This is a genomic window from uncultured Alloprevotella sp. (assembly GCF_963536905.1).
Taxonomy (GTDB): Bacteria; Bacteroidota; Bacteroidia; order Bacteroidales; family Bacteroidaceae; genus Alloprevotella.
The window spans coordinates 47,463-65,788 of the sequence record NZ_CAUTBW010000004.1; the positions used below are offsets into that span (position 1 = coordinate 47,463).

At 47.7% G+C, this 18,326-nt stretch carries 15 protein-coding genes; 2 read left to right on the plus strand and 13 right to left on the minus strand.

Annotated elements, in window-relative coordinates; all coding sequences use genetic code 11:
- Window positions 1-31 precede the first annotated feature (31 nt).
- Window positions 32-1,645: a DNA/RNA non-specific endonuclease gene (locus ABLA33_RS01330; RefSeq protein ID WP_347718935.1), complete on the minus strand. Its 1,614-nt coding sequence runs from the start codon at window positions 1,643-1,645 to the stop codon at window positions 32-34.
- Window positions 1,646-1,993: 348 nt separating this feature from the next.
- Window positions 1,994-2,128, minus strand: coding sequence for a hypothetical protein (locus ABLA33_RS01335; RefSeq protein WP_347718936.1), 135 nt, complete (start codon window positions 2,126-2,128; stop codon window positions 1,994-1,996).
- 260 nt (window positions 2,129-2,388) lie between these two features.
- Here ABLA33_RS01335 and ABLA33_RS01340 point away from each other — a divergent pair, with 260 nt between their 5' ends.
- Window positions 2,389-3,570: an FprA family A-type flavoprotein gene (locus ABLA33_RS01340; RefSeq protein WP_347718937.1), complete on the plus strand. Its 1,182-nt coding sequence runs from the start codon at window positions 2,389-2,391 to the stop codon at window positions 3,568-3,570.
- Window positions 3,571-3,705: 135 nt separating this feature from the next.
- On the opposite strand, the gene polA is transcribed toward ABLA33_RS01340, so the two are convergent.
- Window positions 3,706-6,471: a DNA polymerase I gene (gene polA, locus ABLA33_RS01345; RefSeq protein ID WP_347718938.1), complete on the minus strand. Its 2,766-nt coding sequence runs from the start codon at window positions 6,469-6,471 to the stop codon at window positions 3,706-3,708.
- A gap of 231 nt (window positions 6,472-6,702) precedes the next feature.
- On the opposite strand from polA, the gene ABLA33_RS01350 reads away from it, so the two are divergent.
- A complete protein-coding gene (locus ABLA33_RS01350; protein ID WP_347718939.1) occupies window positions 6,703-7,677 on the plus strand; it encodes a polyprenyl synthetase family protein in 975 nt (324 codons plus the stop codon).
- A 337-nt stretch (window positions 7,678-8,014) separates the two neighbouring features.
- On the opposite strand, the gene deoC is transcribed toward ABLA33_RS01350, so the two are convergent.
- The 10 genes from deoC to ABLA33_RS01400 form a co-directional block, all read right to left on the minus strand.
- Window positions 8,015-8,947 carry a deoxyribose-phosphate aldolase gene (deoC, locus tag ABLA33_RS01355; protein ID WP_311489827.1) on the minus strand — a complete coding sequence of 311 codons (933 nt, stop codon included), beginning with the start codon at window positions 8,945-8,947 and terminating at the stop codon, window positions 8,015-8,017.
- Between the two features lie 12 nt (window positions 8,948-8,959).
- The gene (locus ABLA33_RS01360) at window positions 8,960-9,292 is read right to left on the minus strand and encodes a nucleotide pyrophosphohydrolase (RefSeq protein ID WP_347718940.1); all 333 of its coding nucleotides are present in this window, start codon (window positions 9,290-9,292) and stop codon (window positions 8,960-8,962) included.
- A gap of 90 nt (window positions 9,293-9,382) precedes the next feature.
- A complete protein-coding gene (gene dtd / locus ABLA33_RS01365) occupies window positions 9,383-9,835 on the minus strand; it encodes a D-aminoacyl-tRNA deacylase (RefSeq protein WP_347718941.1) in 453 nt (150 codons plus the stop codon).
- A gap of 24 nt (window positions 9,836-9,859) precedes the next feature.
- Complete coding sequence (gene uvrC / locus ABLA33_RS01370) at window positions 9,860-11,701, minus strand: excinuclease ABC subunit UvrC (protein WP_347718942.1); 1,842 nt, start codon at window positions 11,699-11,701, stop codon at window positions 9,860-9,862.
- 104 nt (window positions 11,702-11,805) lie between these two features.
- A complete protein-coding gene (locus ABLA33_RS01375) occupies window positions 11,806-12,342 on the minus strand; it encodes an adenine phosphoribosyltransferase (protein WP_347718943.1) in 537 nt (178 codons plus the stop codon).
- A gap of 76 nt (window positions 12,343-12,418) precedes the next feature.
- A complete protein-coding gene (mnmG, locus tag ABLA33_RS01380) occupies window positions 12,419-14,296 on the minus strand; it encodes a tRNA uridine-5-carboxymethylaminomethyl(34) synthesis enzyme MnmG (protein WP_347718944.1) in 1,878 nt (625 codons plus the stop codon).
- Between the two features lie 148 nt (window positions 14,297-14,444).
- Entirely contained in the window at window positions 14,445-15,695 is a 1,251-nt protein-coding gene (locus ABLA33_RS01385; RefSeq protein ID WP_347718945.1) for a glycosyl hydrolase 53 family protein, read from the minus strand.
- Between the two features lie 418 nt (window positions 15,696-16,113).
- A complete protein-coding gene (locus ABLA33_RS01390) occupies window positions 16,114-16,629 on the minus strand; it encodes a DUF4251 domain-containing protein (protein WP_347718946.1) in 516 nt (171 codons plus the stop codon).
- 168 nt (window positions 16,630-16,797) lie between these two features.
- Window positions 16,798-17,883, minus strand: coding sequence for a DNA-processing protein DprA (gene dprA, locus ABLA33_RS01395; RefSeq protein WP_347718947.1), 1,086 nt, complete (start codon window positions 17,881-17,883; stop codon window positions 16,798-16,800).
- Window positions 17,884-17,928: 45 nt separating this feature from the next.
- On the minus strand, window positions 17,929-18,321 hold the full coding sequence (locus ABLA33_RS01400) for an acyl-CoA thioesterase (protein ID WP_315091775.1): 393 nt from the start codon (window positions 18,319-18,321) through the stop codon (window positions 17,929-17,931).
- Window positions 18,322-18,326 lie beyond the last annotated feature (5 nt).

An 18,326-nucleotide genomic window follows, 5' to 3' on the forward strand; every position in this document is an offset into this window, starting at 1 on the left:
TTGTAGATATTTAGTTTATAATTTTATTGTCTTATTGCCATTTTCCTGCATCATAGGTCAGTTTGTACTGCTGTCGGATGCTGGGGAAGAAAGTGAAGCCCGTGAGCTCTTCCAGCTCGCTCACGCTGAGCGCGAAGTCCATATAATTGGCCGAATAGTAGCTCACGGAAGTTCCCGCATTTGTAGTGCCGCGGCTACCTTGGTCAAACTTGAAGGCAATCGTGTAGGCCGCACCCGTTGAGCGATCAATGCGGCAGAGAGCTTTGAAGTAGTATTTGGGCACGGCAATCTTTTTGCCGCTATTGTCGCTAACGTAAGTCACGGAACTGTTACTTGCCGTGGTGGGCATAGCCCCCGTAACGACGTACAGCGTATCGATGTTTGACGACCAACCGCGGACCGCGCTTTCCAACCGCGCCCATACCTCTCCGTTCAAAGCACCTGCTTGCGGCGTCATATTGGAGTAGTAGAACGTTTGCTTATTGGCTTCTTTCGTCACATAGCGGTCGGCGCTCGGTATCTGGTGGCCACGCTGATACCGCTCTATTGCGTTTTTCATCGTGGGCTGTTGTTCCGTTGAGAGCAAGGGATCGTAGTCCCAAGCATCCGTACGCCCTGTGTTGCGCTGCGTATAGAAAGTGCAGAGCGGATAAGCCACCCAATAAGCCATCTTGAGGTCCGTATCGTAGAGCATAGCGTAGTTGCGATAGTTCTGGCCATTGCGAGCGAAGAAGTGCTCTATGTAGCGCAGGCTCACATTACTGCTCTGTTGGGAAGTGATGAGAGGCGTTTCCGTCCAGTGCTGTTTGCCCGCCACAACGGTGGTGGTAGAGCCTAAGCCCGAGATGGTGACGTCTTGCTTCAAGGCGTTGTCGCTGTTCACGGTCACGCTGGGCGATAGCGTCACTTCGCGCACCAGTCCGTTGGCAGCTGTGAAGCGTACCTTCAAGGCTTGCAGTTGCTGAGGTAGGACATAGGCCGTGGCCGTACGGGTGAATTTGCTACCCGTCATGGTCATGGGGATAGTGCCGTTGCGTGGAGCTGTAACCGTCATCGTGTTGTTGCGGAGGTCGAAAGTGCCGCTTGTGGGCATATCAAAGAGTGTGGCCGTCAAGCCACTAATGTCGCCGCCGTCGGTGGAGTTGATGGTGAGCGTCACCTTACCCAGTGCGCGTTTGAAGCGCAGCGTGGGGTGTTTTGTGTTTGTGCGCGCCACGAGGTTGTTGGAGGCGAGCAGGTTGAGCCACGGATTGTCCGCTTGCTGGCTCACATCCACGCTGATTTGGTAGCTCCGCAGCGTGTCGCTAAAGGGCGCATAAGCTATGAAGTCGACGGCCGACCCATCTTGCGGATAGGTCAGCGGGCGCGTGGTGTGTGTGAAAATGCCGTTACCGATGGTTTGGTACGGAATGTTGGAAAAACCATCAACTATGCTGCTTTCCGAGAGCGTTTGTCCACTCTTTTTCTCGAAGATTCCTATCTTGCTGTTCTGTGCCCAAGTCAGGCTGCTTGTGTTGCCTGCATATTCGGAGTTGAAACTAAGCGCATCGGTACTTACATCGACCACATTTTCCGATGGAGAGCACCCCGCAATCAGCATTCCAGCAGCGAGCAAGAGAAGCAAACCTATATGTCTTATTTTCATCCTTAAGTCAGAAAAACAGTTAGTAATCAGTGTAAAGGGATTCAAAGGTAAAGGATTTTTTAGAATATCTGCCCATCGAAAGCCATTAAAAAGCGGCTCAATGGGTGAGATTTAACACTTCGACATAGCAATTTTATCTTTCTCTATTTCCTTTTTTCTCGTTTTTCTTCCTTCTTTTATGGTTTGATAAGAGTATGTTTTGTAAACATAATTCGCAGTCTGTAGCCCTGAGAATGGCTTGAAATCCATCGTGCCTACCGCCGGCCCGAAATACGCCATTCTCGGCGCGTAGGCTTCCTTATTGCGTGCGTGGTTTTCCTTATTGTGTCAGCTGATAGCCTTATTCTGTCAGCTGACATCCTTATTCTGTCGGCTGATAGCCTTATTGTATCCATGGGTATCCTTATTGCATAGATGAATACCCTTATGAGAGGAGGCGATTTGGTAGTCTTTGGAGTAGACAGAATAAGCTGTATAGCTCATTTTCTGGGAGTTGGTGAAGTATAGGTTTGAGTTGTTCTGTGTTTTCCTTAAGCTCCTACCTCGTTCTTGGTATCTTGCAGTTACTATCTTGTTGCATACTTGTTTTCTTTGTATCTTTGCACACTGTAAGAAAGAGACGGAAAACGAACCAAATGGGATAGGGGACGGCAAGAGTGATATGTCGTTGATTTCTAACCTCTTGCGAATTTCTAAAGTCTTCTTTCTGAGAAAAAGATATATGTTAGAAATTATCCAAAGATATGCAACTCACAGATAAGATTTACTATGTTGGTGTGAACGACCGCACAAAACATCGCTTCGAAGGCCAGTGGCATTTACCACAAGGCGTGTCCTATAATAGCTATTTAGTTGTCGACGAAAAAGTTGCCCTCATAGATACCGTTGAGGCCGATTTCTTCCTCGAGTTCCTTGATAAGCTGCACGCTGTCCTTGGCGACCGTAAGATCGATTACCTTGTCATCAATCACATGGAACCAGACCATAGCGGCTCCATCAGTCTTCTTAAAAAGTATTACCCCGATGTCAAATTAGTGGGCAATAAAAAGACGTTCGATATGGTGGAAGGTTTCTACGGTGTACCGACAGCCGATGATGTAGTGGTAACAGAGGGAACAGAATTGAGCTTGGGAAGCACGACGCTCCAGTTCCATCTTGTGCCGATGCTGCACTGGCCGGAAACCATGGTAAGTTATCTGAAGGAAGATAAGGTGCTGTTCTCTGGCGATGTATTCGGTTGCTTCGGTGCGCTGAATGGAAACATTGTCGATCGCAATATGGACACGGAATCCTACCTTCCAGAAATGGAACGCTACTATGCTGCTATCTTGGGAAAATATGGCACACAAGTGTTGGCAGGACTCAAGAAACTGGCACCTCTGGAGATAGAGATGATTTGCTCTACTCACGGCCCAGTTTGGACGGAGCATATCTCCACTATCATTGAGCTGTACCGCCGTCTGGGGGCTGGCGAGACCGAAGAAGGTATCGTGGTGGCTTATGGGTCTATGTATGGCAACACGCAACGCGTGGCTGAGGCTATTGCCGAAGGAGCAGCGGAAGCAGGCGTACGCAAGATTGTGGTTCACAATCTGAGTGTGTCGCAGCCTTCCTATGTTCTCCGCGACATCTTCCGCTATAAAGGTTTGGCCATTGGCGGACCTACTTACAACGGCGAACTTTTCCCCGTTGTCAACGATATGATGGAACGTCTCTGCGGCCGTAAAGTCAGCAATCATGTGCTGGCGGCTTTCGGCGGTTTCTCTTGGGCTGGTCAGGCCGTTAAGATTCTGGAGAAATACAACGAACGTATGAAAATGGAGATGGTGGATGCGCCTGTGGAATGGAAGCAGGGCGCAAACCCCGACGTATTGGAGCGCGCACGCGAATTGGGCCGCCGTTTGGCAGCTGCTGTTAAGGCATAAACGAACTATTTCTATATAATAACAACTGCCACCTATGGAGGTTTTCCTTATAGGTGGCAGTTGCTTTTATAGGCAAAGCGCGGAAGGGGAGTACTGGACCAGCCAGTAGCATCCTTCCGCGCTTCGTTGTGTCTGTTAGTGGGCTTCGAGCCAATTCTTGCCCTCGCCGCAATCCGCCTCGAGGGGAACGCTCATCTTATAAGCTCCTTGCATTTCTTCAATGACGATGCGTTTCACCTTATCAAACTCATCGGTAGGAACGCTGAAGTTCAATTCGTCATGCACCTGCAACATCATGCGTGCCTTGCAGCCTTCGGCATCTAAACGCTGCTGCACGCGAATCATAGCAATTTTGATGATGTCTGCAGCTGTCCCTTGGATGGGTGCATTCACGGCGTTTCGCTCCGCGTAGCCGCGCACCACGGCATTGCGGCTATTGATGTCGGGGAGGTAGCGGCGACGGCCGAACTCTGTCTCGATGTAGCCTTTCTCCCGTGCAGTGTCCACGGCCTTTGAGATATAGTCCTTTATCTTCGGATACATCTCAAAATAGGAGTCGATGAGTTCCTTGGCCTCTGTACGCGATACGTCCATACGTTCAGCCAAACCGAAAGCACTAATACCGTAGATGATACCAAAATTAGCTGTTTTGGCCTTCCGGCGTTCGTCTTTGCTGATGTCTTTAATGTCCTTGTGGAAGATACGGGCGGCCGTGGCTGCATGTACGTCATGGCCAGCATTGAAAGCCTCAATCATGTGCTCATCTCCACTCAAATGAGCCATAATTCTAAGCTCTATCTGGGAGTAGTCGGCAGAGAAAAAGATTTCTCCCGCCTCGGGGATAAAGGCCTTACGAATTTCGCGGCCATCTTCGCCGCGCACAGGGATATTCTGCAAGTTCGGATTGGAAGAACTGAGGCGCCCCGTGGCCGTAACGGCCTGATTGAAAGAGGTATGAATGTGTCCTGTGGCAGAATTGATGAGTTTTGGAAGGGCTTCAACATAGGTGGAAAGAAGCTTCTTGAGTCCGCGATAATCCAGTATCTTCTGCACGATAGGATGCTTCGAATGGAGATCGCGCAGCACCTCCTCACTGGTGGAATACTGCCCGCTCTTGGTTTTCTTGACCTTTTCAGAGAGTTTCAGTTCGCCGAAAAGCACTTCTCCCACCTGTCGTGGAGAGTTGATAGTGAATTCGTGTCCCGCTAATTCGTAGATGTCTTTTTCTAAAGTCTGAAGGCGCGCCGTAAAGTCATTTTCCACTTCCTTCAAGGTATCGGTGTCGAGCACAACCCCGTTGCGCTCCATTCGCGCTAAGACGGGCATCAGTGGCATCTCTATGTTCTGGAACACTTCCTCAAGGCTATTTTTGCGCAACTCTTCCGCCAATGGTTTCATCAAGCGTAGTGTTACGTCAGCGTCCTCGCAGGCGTATTTATAAATATCCTTCGGCTCGAGGTCTCCCATGTTTTTCTGACTGCGCCCTTTAGGGCCAATCAGTTCTTCAATGTGTATGGTTTTATAGTTGAGGTATATCTCAGCCAGATAATCCATATTGTGGCGAAGTTCGGGCTGTATGAGATAGTGAGCCAGCATCGTGTCGAAAAGAGGGCCGGAGAGGTGGATGCCATAATTGGCTAGTACCGTAAGATCATACTTGAGGTTTTGCCCGACTTTCAAAATTTTCGGGTTCTCATACACCGGACGGAAAATATCAAGGATTTTTTTAGCTTTCTCTGTTTCACGTGAAACGGGAACGTACCAAGCGCGGAAATCCTCTGTTGAAAAGCTCAATCCCACTAATTTGGCGTCCAATGCCTCTATGGAAGTGGTCTCCGTGTCTAGACTAAAAATTTCATTTGTCAATAAAAAGTTGGCTAATTCCTTTGCTTCCGTTTCATTATCAACTAGTTTGTATTCGTAAGATAGGTTTTCTAATCGCGAAAAGAGGCGTTCAGAATCATCTCCTTTATCTTCGGTCGATTCTGAGCCAAAGAGAGAGAGCTCAACGGGAGCAGATTTTGAGGATTTTTGAGGTCCGTCGAGTTTTGTGAGGAAAGAGCGAAATTCGAGCTCAGTAAAAATTTGGCGCAAGGCCTCTTTGTCCGGCTCTTCTATTTTGAATTGTTCAAAGTCGTATTGGAGTGGTACGTCGGTCTTGATTGTCGTCAGAACTTTCGAGAGTTTGATTTCGTCGACGTGTTCTTCTATTTTTTTTCTTACTGCTCCTTTCAGTTCCGAACTATGTGCGATGATGTCCTCGCAAGATCCGAATTGCTGGAGTAGGGTAGTGGCTGTTTTTGGGCCAACGCCAGGGCAGCCCGGTATGTTGTCGGCAGCATCACCCATTAGTGCGAGATAGTCGATGACTTGTAGTGGCGACTGCAAGCCATATTTCTCACAGACCTCTTGAGGGCCAAGAATTTCCCACGGAGCATTGCCGTGGCCCGGGCGTTGCATCAGCAAGTTGGGTTCTACAAGTTGGGCATAGTCCTTATCGGGCGTAATCATGCGCACCTCGTAGCCCTCCCGCACTGCGGCTTTCGCCATCGTTCCGATGACGTCGTCGGCTTCGAAACCAGGCACTTCCAAGATGGGAATACGGTAGGCCTTGATGAGGTCCTTGATGATGGGTACAGCCTTTTTGATGTCCTCCGGCGTGGCCTCACGTTGTGCCTTGTATTCGGGGAAGAGTTCGTGGCGGAACGTATGTCCTGCGGGGTCGAAACCGATGGCCAAGAGATCGGGTTGCTCCTTTTGCAGCACCTCGTTGAGGGTGGTCAGGAATCCGAAGATGGCACTCGTGTTTTGGCCTTTGGAATTGATGCGCGGACTACGGATGAGACCATAGTAGGCGCGATAAATCAGCGCGTAGGCGTCGAGGAGATAGAATTTCTTCATTGCTGTGCTTTGTTTGTTGCAAATATAGCAATTTCGGCCCTACTCACCTCTTTTCCCACCTGCCTAAATCACACCTCCCTCTCTGCTTTATAGCTTTCCCCGCACGCTTTTTGTTTCTTTTTCTTTATCATAAAAAGTTTTTAATTTAACGTATCTGTGCCGATTGCAGATATAATATCGTTCGCAATCACGATTAAATTAGTATTTTTGCGATTCAAAATGTGCATACTAATGGACCAACTATCACTTATCCGCAAACCGATTGAAAACGAGCTGAAGGAATATAAAGCTTTATTTGACAGCTGTTTCACTCACGAGGACGAATATCTTAACGCCGCCTTGCAGTATGTAGGCAGTAGGCAGGGGAAGATGATGCGTCCCATTCTCGTTTTGCTTGTAGCCCGCGAATTTGGTCCTGTTCGTGAAGCTACACTTCGTTCGGCCGTAGCCCTTGAGTTGCTACACACTTCCAGTTTGATTCACGATGATGTTGTTGATGAAAGCGGTAAACGCCGCGGACACGCCAGTGCGAATGCCATTTATGGCAACAAAGTGGCAGTGTTAGTGGGCGACTATATCTTGGCCGCAACGCTTCATCAAGCTGCACTGACAAAGGATGTGCGCATTGTGGATATTATAGCTCTCTTGGGCGGGACGCTCTCCGAGGGAGAAGTGCGCCAGTTGGCCAATATCCGCAGCGAGGTGAGCACGGAAGAAGCTTATTTTCATATTATTCAGCGCAAGACAGCGGCTCTCTTTACGGCTTGTGCGCGCCTGGGAGCACTGAGTGCCGGAGCACCCGAATCGCTTGCCGAGGAGATTTCCAAATTTGCTGAAATCGTGGGCGTTTGTTTCCAAATCCGCGACGATATTTTCGACTATTACGAGGATTCTAATATAGGGAAACCTACGGGAAATGACATGGCCGAGGGGAAGCTCACACTACCGGCTATTTATGCTGTCAATCACACCGAGCGTCAAGATGTTCGCGATTGGGCCGCAAAGGTGAAGGCGGGGACAGCCACGCGCGAAGAAATATCGAATCTCGTGGAATATACCAAGCAAGCTGGCGGCATCGACTATGCGCGGGACACTATGGAACGTATGCGCACAGAAGCCTTGGGTATCTTGGACAATTTTCAGAATGTGGAGGTTCGCGAAGCCCTTCTGCGCTATCTCGACTTTACAATAGGTCGCGATTTATAAGTTATTTCTTGACTTTTTAAAGGACTTGTAAGGCGGCAAAAAGCTTTGCCACAACCTTGCTCCATTCTCCTCTACAATACTCTTATACTCTCTAAAAATACAATAAGGATGTCAGCTGACATCCTTATTGTGTGAACTGGCATCCTTATTGCGTCAGCTGACACAATAAGGATATTTTTTCCCATCTTTAAGATGTTGAAATATAGCCTTTTGCAATGTGTGTCTTTCCTTGTTTTGCTACGTGGTGGCAGGCTTTGATTCTCGCAAAAATAAAGTATCCGCAACCTCTCCTTTAGGAGGTTGCGGATACTTTTTAAGCTATAATTTTGACAGAAGTTTAGAATTTCTCGAATTCTTCACCCGTTACAGCCGTTAATAGGCGTGATGCCAGAGAGCTTGTTCCGATGCGGAAAAGGCCGGCCTTTATCCATTCTTCGCCTAAGACCTCACGAACGATGGTATAGTAGAGAACTGCATCTTTAGGGGTAGAAACGCCGCCAGAAGCCTTAAAACCGACCATACGGCCTGTTTCATTATAGTATTCCTTAATGGCTTGACACATAACGTAAGCTGCCTCGGGAGTTGCCGATACGGGAGTCTTGCCCGTGCTGGTCTTGATGAGGTCTGCACCAGCGTACATGGACAGGATGCTTGCGCGCTTGATGTTGGCAGCTGTTTTGAGTTCGCCCGTCTCAAGGATAACCTTGAGAGGCACTTCGCCGCACACGGCCTTGATTTCTTCAATCTCGTCGACACAAGTCTCGTAGTCGCCTTGAAGGAAGGGACCTACAGAGAGCACCATGTCGCACTCTTCTGCACCGTCTTTGATAGAGAGAGCAGTTTCGGTGGTCTTGATTTCTATAAACGTTTGTGAGGATGGGAAACCGCCTACAACGCAGGCTGCTTTGGTGCCTTCCACTTCAAGACTCTTGGACACGATGTCCACAAAGCGAGGATAGGTGACGAGTGCAGAGAAGGGTGGGAGGTCAGGGTGGTTTTCGGCCACTTTATTATACTTCTCTACCATGGCCAGTACGCTCTCGTCGGAGTCGTTGCAGGTGAGCGTGGTTAGCTCAATAGTGCTCAACAAATAGCGGAGCACTTCTGGGGTGTTGTACTGAGCTGATTTCTCCTCGAGGAGCTTCTCTACGGCAGCTTTTACCGCATCGTCGTTGAGCTGTAGGTCGTATTTCTGAAATGCTTGTTCGTACTTGCTCATGTTTGCAGTTTGGCTTGCATCTTTCTGGATATGCAAATTTTTTTCGGGCATATTTTTTTGATTTTAATGATTAGATGTTAGTTTGGGATTATTCTTGTGTCGCGTAGCATCGCGGCGTGTTTTCTTTTCCATATTGCGCTCAAAAGCCTCTGTGAGGTTCACCCCTGTCTGATTGGCTAAGCAGAGCAATACCCATAGGACATCGGCCATCTCATCGGCAGGGTCTTGTGATTCGCCTTCTTTGAAACTTTGATCGCCATACTTGCGGCTGATGATGCGAGCCAGTTCACCCACTTCTTCCGTAAGGCATGCCATATTCGTAAGTTCGGAGAAATAGCACACGCCATACTCTTTGATCCATTTGTCCACAGTTGCCTGTGCTTCTTCTAATGTCATATATTCTTTGCTTGGAGATGTTTAGAAAAGAGTTTGATTAACAGATTGTTGAGAGTGATTTTCTCTTATTTTAGATTCTTTTCTTCTGTTTTATTCTTTGTTCTTTGAATCCATACAAATAGTTACTGGCCCATCATTTAGGAGTTCTACTTTCATATCTGCCCCAAAAACTCCTGTTTCTACTTGATTTCCAATGGCTTCCGAAAGGCGTTGACAGAAATATTCGTAGAGAGGCACGGCGATATCATGGCCAGCAGCGCGCAGATAGGAGGGACGGTTGCCTTTCTTGTAGCTTGCCATCAGTGTGAACTGGCTCACAACGAGCGCGTTACCTCCGATGCTGACGATGTCGCGGTTCATGACGCCTTCCTCATCATCGAAGATGCGCAACCCTGCTGCTTTTTTCGTCAACCAGTCGGCGTCTGCTTCGGTGTCTGAAGGCTCAATGCCGAGGAGTATAAGAAATCCTTGTTGGATGCTACCGTGTACGCAACCATCTATGGTTACGGAGGCGTGAGAAACTCTTTGAATAACTGTTCGCATAATACTGTTAGCAAATGTACAAACTTATTCGTGATTTTCCTTATTGGAGTGGAGGTTTTCAAATAGTTTCTGCCCTTTTGCGCGCCCTACAACCACTTGCAGTTGCTGCAAGCTGGCTTCTTTGATACGTTTTACAGAGCCGAAAGTCTTGATGAGGAGCTCTTTGGTCTTTGCACCTACTCCTGGGATAGTATCAAGTTCTGATTTTGTTTGACGTTTCGAGCGTTTTTGCCTATGGAAGGTGATGGCAAAGCGGTGTACTTCATCCTGCATGCGTGTGAGCAGGCGGAAAAGCTCGCTATTGGCTTTCATCCCTACGCTCTTGGGAGGAAATCCAAAAAGGAGCTCGCGCGTGCGGTGGTGATTGTCTTTGGCCAAACCCGCTATGGGGATGTTGAGGCCTAAAGCGTCTTCCACCACTTCGCGGATAACTTCCATCTGGCCTTTTCCGCCGTCGGCTATAATCAGTTCAGGCAGTTTCTTTCCCTCTTCTTTGAGTCGGCTGTAGCGGCGGAAAACAACTTCTTTCATAGAGGCGTAATCGTCAGGTCCTACCACGGTTTTGATGTTATACTTGCGGTATTCTTTCTTACAAGGTTTTAGTTTTTCAAAGACCACGCAAGCTGCCACGGCATCTTCGCCCTGGATGTTGGAATTATCGAAGAGTTCGATGTGATAAGGGAGTTTTTCCAGCCCTAAATCGCGTTGAATTTCTTTCATGAGGCGCACAGACTTTTGTTCTGGATTGAGCTTCTCTGCTTGCTTCAGACGGTCGAAGCGGTACTGCTTTACGTTCAGTTTCGATAAGTCGAGCAATTTCTTTTTATCGCCACGTTGTGGAATGGTCTGGAGGGCGTAGTCGTTGGGTAAGTCTACGTGAAACGGTACAATAATATCTTTGCTATCGCTCTCATAGCGGTCGCGCATCTCAACAATGCCCATCGCCAGCAGTTCCTCGTCAGTTTCGTCGAGTTTCTTCTTGTATTCAAAAGTGAAAGCCTGCACGATAGCGCCATTCACCACGTGTAGATAGTTGATATAAGCCAGCTTTTCCTCGCTTTCAATGTTGAAAACGTCTATATTATAGAGAATGTCGCTGATCACTTGGCTCTTTGCACGGTAGTTCTCTATCATTATGTATTGCCGCTTGACGAGTTCTGCCTCCTCAAAACGTAGTTCTGCGGCCAAGGCCATCATTTGTTCTTTCATCTTTCGCGCCACTTCAGCCGTATTGCCTTTCAGAATCTCTCGACAAGCCTCTATGTTGTTGATATAGTCCTGTCGGCTCTGACGTCCTACGCATGGGGCTAAACATTTATGTAGGTGGTATTCCAAACAAACTTCGTACTTGCCAGCCTCTATTCCCTCGCGTGTCATCGCTGTGTGGCACGGCCGGGGCTTGTAGAGGCCTTTGCAGAGGTCCCACAGAGCGTACATCGTGGGCGTATGGCTGTAAGGACCGAAGAATTGTGCGCCTTTGCCCGTCCTTTTCCTCACTCTGACGAGCCGAGGTAGGTATTCGTTGGTAATGGCCAGCGAAGGGTAGGTCTTGTCGTCTTTGAGCAGTACATTATAGTGTGGCTTATATTTCTTAATGAGCTTGTTCTCCAGAAGTAATGCGTCTTCCTCCGTGTCTACGACGATGTAGCGAATATCCCGAATCTTCGGCACTAAAAACTGTGTCTTGTAGGTTTGCTTTGGATTGTTGAAGTACGAACTTACGCGACGCTTCAGATTTTTGGCTTTACCTACATATATGATAACTCCTTTCTCGTTGAGATACTGATAGCATCCAGGCGAGTCTGGGAGGCTCAGAACGATACCTTTGAGGTATTCGTCGATTTTAGCGCGTTCTTCTTTTTTCATATAAGAGAATTTCTAACCGGTATGGACTGAATCGGACCTGCGGTACGGCGAGCGTACGGCAGGTCCGTTGTGTTTGTTGAGTAGAGCGGATTTCTTGTCAGTATTTACCGACGAACGGTGACCAGGGTAGTGATGTCCTTGTCTGCCCCTAATGTCTCGCGTCCGTGTAGGCCTTCCATCGCCAATTCAATGAGGAAGTTGATGTATATCTTCTTCGGCTTGAAATGTGCACAAAGATTGTAAACAGCTTGCATACTTCCGCCCGTTGCCAAAAGGTCATCGTGGATTAGCACGATATCTCCTTCTTCGATGGCGTCCGTGTGAATCTCAATCGTGTCGTAGCCGTATTCTTTTTTGTAGGAGGCCTTGCACGTTAGCGCAGGGAGCTTGCCCGGTTTGCGGGCCATAACGAAGCCGGCCCCTAATTCGCTGGCCAGAATTCCGCCCATGACGAATCCGCGCGACTCAACGCCGACGACCTTGGTTATACCTTTATCTTTGTAGATACGTACTAATTCTTCTTTTATCTCCTTCACGCAATCGGGATTCTTAAATAGCGTGGAGACATCTTGAAACTGTATTCCAGCCTTTGGGTAGTCGGGAATGTTTCGCAGGTTGTCAAGTAACAACTTCTCGTTCATACTTTCCTTTATTTCTTGAGGTTTCTAAAGATTTGTTTCACGTGGAACTGAATAGAAATATACCTTTTCATCGATATTATCTGCCTAATAGTACCAAGAGTACACTGATGTCTGAAGGGGATACTCCTGGGATGCGACTGGCTTGTCCGAGTGTTGTAGGCTGTAAGGCTGTTAATTTCTGTCGAGCTTCTGTCGAGAGGGAATTTATTTCTTCGTAGTTGAAATTGCCTTTTATCTTAATGGCCTCCAAACGTTGCATTTTTTCAGCCAATTGTTTCTCTCGTTCGATGTATCCGGAATATTTCATTTCTATTTCTGCTGCTTCGGCAATCTCTTCTTTTTTATCGCCGAAACTATCGATGAGTTCTTTTAATTTATCTATTTCTTCGGACAATAAAGAGAGATTGAGCTCGGGGCGCACTAAAAGATCGAAAAGTTTGCATCCGCGCTGCAATGGGGTGGAGTTATGTTGCTCTAAGAACGCGTTGATTCTATCTATCTTTATGGGGTAGTTGTGACAGAAAGAGATGATTTCATCGATATTCTTCTGTTTCTTTTCCCAAATAGTGGTACGCTCAGGTGTGGCAATTCCTAGGCGTGAGGAAATAGGGGTGAGTCGAGCATCGGCATTGTCTTGGCGCAGTAGAATACGGTATTCAGCACGCGAAGTAAACATGCGGTAGGGCTCATCCACTCCTTTTGTTACGAGATCGTCCACCAAGACACCGATATAAGCTTCGTCTCGATGAAGTGTTAGGGTTTCGCTGCCGCTGCATTTAAGTGCGGCGTTGATACCAGCAAGCAAGCCTTGCCCAGCTGCTTCCTCGTAACCGGTCGTACCGTTGACTTGTCCAGCAAAGAAGAGACCGTCTACCTTTTTCGATTCCAACGAATGTTTTAGTTGGGTAGGGTCGAAGAAGTCATACTCGATGGCATAGCCAGGCCGATAAAGTTTTACATCGCGAAAGCACGGAATTTGTTTCAGAGCTTGCAGCTGGATATCCATGGGCAGACTTGATGAGAAACCGTTTAGGTATAGCTCGTTGGTTTCTACTCCTTCTGGTTCGAGGAATAGAGGGTGGCTTTCTCTGTCGGGGAATACTACCAGTTTAGTCTCAATACTCGGGCAATAGCGCGGGCCGATACTTTGGATTTGTCCGTTGTAGAGAGGAGAATCCGCCAGTCCTGAGCGCAGAATCTTGTGAACTTCTTCGTTTGTATTACACGTCCAACAGGGAAGCTGAGGTAATTTGCGTTGTGGACCGAGATAGGAAAAGCGATGATAGTCGGTTTCACCGGGTTCTAAGCCCATTTCCTCCAAATGTACCGAACGTTTGTCGATACGTACGGGAGTACCCGTCTTCATGCGAGCTTTACGTATGCCGAAATGCTCGATGGATGCGGTTAAAAACTTTGAAGCCGGTTCGGCGCACCTTCCGCCCTCCACCTTGCTGCGTCCGATGTGCATCAGACCATTCAAGAACGTTCCTGCAGTAATGACTACGGCGCGGGCATGAAGCACGACATCCCAGATAGTACGTACGCCCGTGATTTGTCCGTTTTCAACGAGGATTTCGCGGGCTTCGTCCTGCCAAATGTGCAGGTTGGGCGTATTCTCCAAAATGAGGCGCATTTCCTGTATGTAGCGTGCGCGGTCGCACTGTGCGCGCGGACTCCACATGGCAGGACCTTTGGAGCGGTTGAGCATTCGGAATTGTATGACCGAGGCGTCTGTCACGATGCCCATCAAGCCTCCCAGCGCATCCACTTCGCGCGCAATCTGCCCCTTGGCGATGCCGCCGATGGCCGGATTACACGACATTTGTGCGATTTTGTTCATATCCATTGTCACCAAGCAGGTCTTCGCTCCCATACGGGCGGCAGCGTTGGCCGCCTCGCATCCAGCGTGGCCCGCTCCTATGACAATGACATCGAAATTAAATTCTGCGTTCATTCAGTTACTTTTCTTTCAACCCGCAAAATTACGAAAAATACGCGATTATGTGAAAGTCAGAGCATTATTAGTCAGAGCCCCGCCATACTCTTATCCTCTCTTTGAAGGTAAGTGATGGCGGGGCTCGTAAGGAAGTTGCACGAATGTTTTATCTTATGAGAATCTTCTGATTTTGCTTCAAATAAAGTCCTGGAGTTTGAGGCTGGTTGATGCGGAGACCTTGCAACGTGTACCAGCTATTATCTGCTGTCGAGGTCGATAGAGAGACGATGCCAGAAGTAGGCGATAGAAACGATTTCAGTGCAGAAAGAGCTGAAGTGGCTCGCCCCGTACGATTGTCGAATAAGGGAGCATTGTACCAAGAGTCTGTCACACGGTGTGATGTCCAATCCAATCCGTTTTCGTTGGCTTCTGGGAACCACCAATATAGTCCGTTTACGTTTTGATGTTTATGAAGAGTCGTGATTAGATCCTTCGTGAAGCGTTCTTGTCCCGCATCAGAGTAGGGGTAAGTGCTTGTCAAATCGTAGGTTGTCCCACCTACGGGCCAAGCATAGGGATAGCCCGTTTCGACAATCATGATTTTCTTATCGCCAAACTTGTTTTCAAGTGCCGTTAGAGCCTTATCTAACGAAGAGAGAGTACCATGATAAGCAGGATAATAGCTCAATCCGATGATATCATAATTGACTCCCGCTTCAGCCATTTTCTGATAGAAGTTTTCTTGCACATTGGGTTGCAACGTCCGTTCTGTATGGAGGATTATCTTTGCTTGCGGGCAAATTTCTCGGCAAGCCTGCCCCGCTCGTTTTAGCAAAGTGGTGAAGCGTGCCCAATTTGCTGTGTTGCCGATGTAGCACCTGTGGTCTTGTGAGCCTTCTTTCCCCCAGAGCATACCATAGCTAATTTCATTGCCCGTTTGGATGAAATCAGGTGTCGCACCAATCTCTACGAGTTCTTTAAGTACGTCTGCGGTGTATTTGTAGATTTCCGTGTAGAGTTCTCCATCGTTCAACTGTTCCCAGTCCTTTGGTGTCCATTGTTTGGCAGGATCAGCCCAAGAGTCGGAGTAGTGGAAGTCAAGAATAAGTGACATTCCAGCAGTTTTGATGCGTTTAGCAAGTTTTTTGACAAACTCCAGGTTTTGACAAACCCCCTGTCCCTTATCTGTTGCCGAGGCGTTTTCTGGATTAACAAAGAGGCGCACACGCATAGAGTTGAGTCCTTGTTGTTTGAAGAAAGCGACGACATCCGTCACAGGACGGCCATCATGGTCGAAATATTTCGCCCCATTCTGCTCATATTTGGGCAGGAGCGAGATATCGCCACCCACATATTCTTGGGCTGATAGGCTATTAGCGCAGAGAAATGCAGCTGCTAAAAACTGGAGAATTTTCATAAAAGCTTAATTTTTATTGACAGGCAAATGTAGTAAAAACTATACATGTCGGAAGAAAATCTCTAAATAGATTTGTTGTGCCACGTATTCTCTCTTTTCGATTGTGATGTTTTGGACTATTAGCAGAGGGATTGAGTAGAGACTTTCTTTCGTTTAGATGTTGGAGTATGTTTTACTTTTTTCAAGCTCTGTGTGTGAGAAATTGCGAGCTAAGATTATTGCTATTTTGCACAAGAGGTGCCAAATGATGCTTTTCTATAGGGTGTGCTTTGCTACAATAAGGGCGTCAGCTGACACAATAAAGAAGCCAGCTGACAGAATAAGGATGTCAGCTGGCGCAATAAGGAAAACGACGAGTTTGAGAGGTGTATGTAAGGCTGTTTTTGTCCTGAGAACTTATGCCTTGCGTGGAAAATATTTAGAATTTGAGTTCGCCGTCGTAGGAGATAGACTGGCGATTGACCGGCAGTACATACAGGTCAAAACGACCATTGTCGAAGATGTTGAGTGTGTATTTGAAGAAATCTTCTGCAGTGCGCACTGAAATGTAGATGGTGGTGCAATTTTTCTTCTTCCGAACTTGCTGAAAACTTTCCATTTTCTGTTCGAAATCCAACGCGTTACCCATATTGTAGGACGAATGATAGACAGCTCCGAAATAAGGAAGATAGCTGCGCAACGTATCGCCTTTAACTTCCAGAAAGAACTCTCCACCAACGTATTTGCTCGATGCACTGACAGGGTACATATTATTGACGTTTAGTGTGAAATGCTTACTGTTGAGTACATTCTGCATAGCCGTAGAAACTTGTTCCGCCTTTTCCGCACGTTTCTGTCCTGAAACACTCTGCGAAGCAGTGCAAGCCGTAAGGAAAGCCGTCAGAGCAAGCAGTATGAGCGTATGGCTTATTATGTTATTTTTCTTTCTCAGCATCATTGTAAGTTTTAGTGTGAATATGCGAATATAAAAAAACTCTTTGGTAGTGACCAAAGAGTGAGCTGTTTTTACAGATAATTTCTGTTTGTTTAGTTTTCTTACGAATCTGTCTAAATGGTTTATTATCAGTTTGATATGTTCTGTTTGTAGTAGTTGTATGAGGGTTTATTTTAGCAATCGATACATACCACCTGGAAGCACTTTGATGATGCCGCGCAGCTCCATAGATAGGAGCAATGTGTTGACTTTATTGAAAGGGAGTGCCGTTGCTGTGACAAGGTTGGAAATCGTGTGAGGGTGTCCATCTGCAAGACTTTTGCAGATACATTCTTCTTCGGGTGAAAGTTCAGGGAAAAGCTCGCGCTGAATGGGTTTCAACGTTTTCGGTTGTGTCCATTGCAGTGCCAGCGTAATATCCTCGGCCGATGTGACCAGTTGTGCCGTTTGTTGTGCGATGATACGGTTGCAACCCTCGGAATAAGGGTCGCCAATACGACCAGGATAAGCAAAGACATCGCGGTTGTAGTTCTGCGCCAGATGTGCCGTGATGAGTGCGCCGCCTTTTGCCGCACTTTCTACAACGATTGTGGCATCCGCAATGCCCGCCACGATGCGGTTGCGACGCACAAAGTTGCCCTTGTCCGGCTTCGTGTTGGAAGGATATTCTGTGAGCAGTCCGCCCGCTTCCAACATGCGTATAGCCGTGTCGCGATGGGAGGCAGGGTAGATGCGATCCAAGCCGTGCGCCAAGACGCCTATTGTGGGTAGATTATACTCTAAGGCGTTGCGATGAGCGTGAATGTCGACGCCATAAGCAAGGCCGCTGACGATGAGCGTGTCGGGCAAAAGGCGCGCCAGGTCTTGCAAAAGGTGGCGGCAGAGGTCTTTACCGTATTCCGTGATATGGCGCGTCCCCACGACTGATAAGATGTGGGGCACATTGAGCTGTGCTGTTCCACGATAGAAAAGAAGCAATGGAGCATCGGCACAATTGCGCAAACGCTCGGGATAGTCCGCGTCATCAAAGCCTAGGATGCGTATGGATTTACTTTGGCAGAATTCCGCCTGCTGTTCCGCCCATTTGAAAGCTTCGGGCGCGTTTTTTAGCGCAGCTTGGAGTTTTTCCGGAGCATCTTTGCCGCTTTCGAAAACAGCCTGCGCCGAACCAAATTTTTGATAAGCTTCCAGCGCTTGCGCTTGGCTACAGCCACGCAAGCGAGAGAGAGCGAGAAGGAAATGTTGTTCGTTCATAGAGGTCAGAAAAGGAAAACCGTGTTTTGAAGTAGTGGCGTGGAGTTAAGGAACGAGTTGTTGGAGTTCCTCACAGTCGCCCAGACGGCCGTTTACTATAGCAACCACCGTGGTTTGGGCTTTCAAGCACAATTGGCGGTCGGGGAGGCGCAACAGTTGCTGTTCGAAAACGTATTTGATGCCTTCTTTGCGAACAGAGAGCTGAGAGAGAAATTCATCGCCTGGGCGGAGTGGCGTCTTGAATTGCATTTCTAAACGAGCTACCACGGTGTCGATGCCGCGGCGATGCAACTCGTCGAAAGCAAGTCCGCGCGACCGAATGAATTCATTACGCGTGTGTTCAGTATAGTGCTGATAGTTGGCGTTATTAACGATTCCTTGAATGTCGCATTCATAATCGCGCACTTTTATTTTAAGTTCAAAGATAGGGGTCATAATGATAG

Coding starts and splice junctions, on each gene's coding strand:
- ABLA33_RS01390 (WP_347718946.1), bottom strand. CDS start 16,629: ATGCTGAGAAAGAAAAATAACATAATAAGCCATACGCTCATACTGCTT.
- ABLA33_RS01350 (WP_347718939.1), top strand. CDS start 6,703: ATGGACCAACTATCACTTATCCGCAAACCGATTGAAAACGAGCTGAAG.
- ABLA33_RS01330 (WP_347718935.1), bottom strand. CDS start 1,645: ATGAAAATAAGACATATAGGTTTGCTTCTCTTGCTCGCTGCTGGAATG.
- polA (WP_347718938.1), bottom strand. CDS start 6,471: ATGAAGAAATTCTATCTCCTCGACGCCTACGCGCTGATTTATCGCGCC.
- uvrC (WP_347718942.1), bottom strand. CDS start 11,701: ATGAAAAAAGAAGAACGCGCTAAAATCGACGAATACCTCAAAGGTATC.
- ABLA33_RS01385 (WP_347718945.1), bottom strand. CDS start 15,695: ATGAAAATTCTCCAGTTTTTAGCAGCTGCATTTCTCTGCGCTAATAGC.
- dtd (WP_347718941.1), bottom strand. CDS start 9,835: ATGCGAACAGTTATTCAAAGAGTTTCTCACGCCTCCGTAACCATAGAT.
- deoC (WP_311489827.1), bottom strand. CDS start 8,947: ATGCCCGAAAAAAATTTGCATATCCAGAAAGATGCAAGCCAAACTGCA.
- ABLA33_RS01335 (WP_347718936.1), bottom strand. CDS start 2,128: ATGAGCTATACAGCTTATTCTGTCTACTCCAAAGACTACCAAATCGCC.
- ABLA33_RS01375 (WP_347718943.1), bottom strand. CDS start 12,342: ATGAACGAGAAGTTGTTACTTGACAACCTGCGAAACATTCCCGACTAC.
- mnmG (WP_347718944.1), bottom strand. CDS start 14,296: ATGAACGCAGAATTTAATTTCGATGTCATTGTCATAGGAGCGGGCCAC.
- ABLA33_RS01360 (WP_347718940.1), bottom strand. CDS start 9,292: ATGACATTAGAAGAAGCACAGGCAACTGTGGACAAATGGATCAAAGAG.
- dprA (WP_347718947.1), bottom strand. CDS start 17,883: ATGAACGAACAACATTTCCTTCTCGCTCTCTCTCGCTTGCGTGGCTGT.
- ABLA33_RS01340 (WP_347718937.1), top strand. CDS start 2,389: ATGCAACTCACAGATAAGATTTACTATGTTGGTGTGAACGACCGCACA.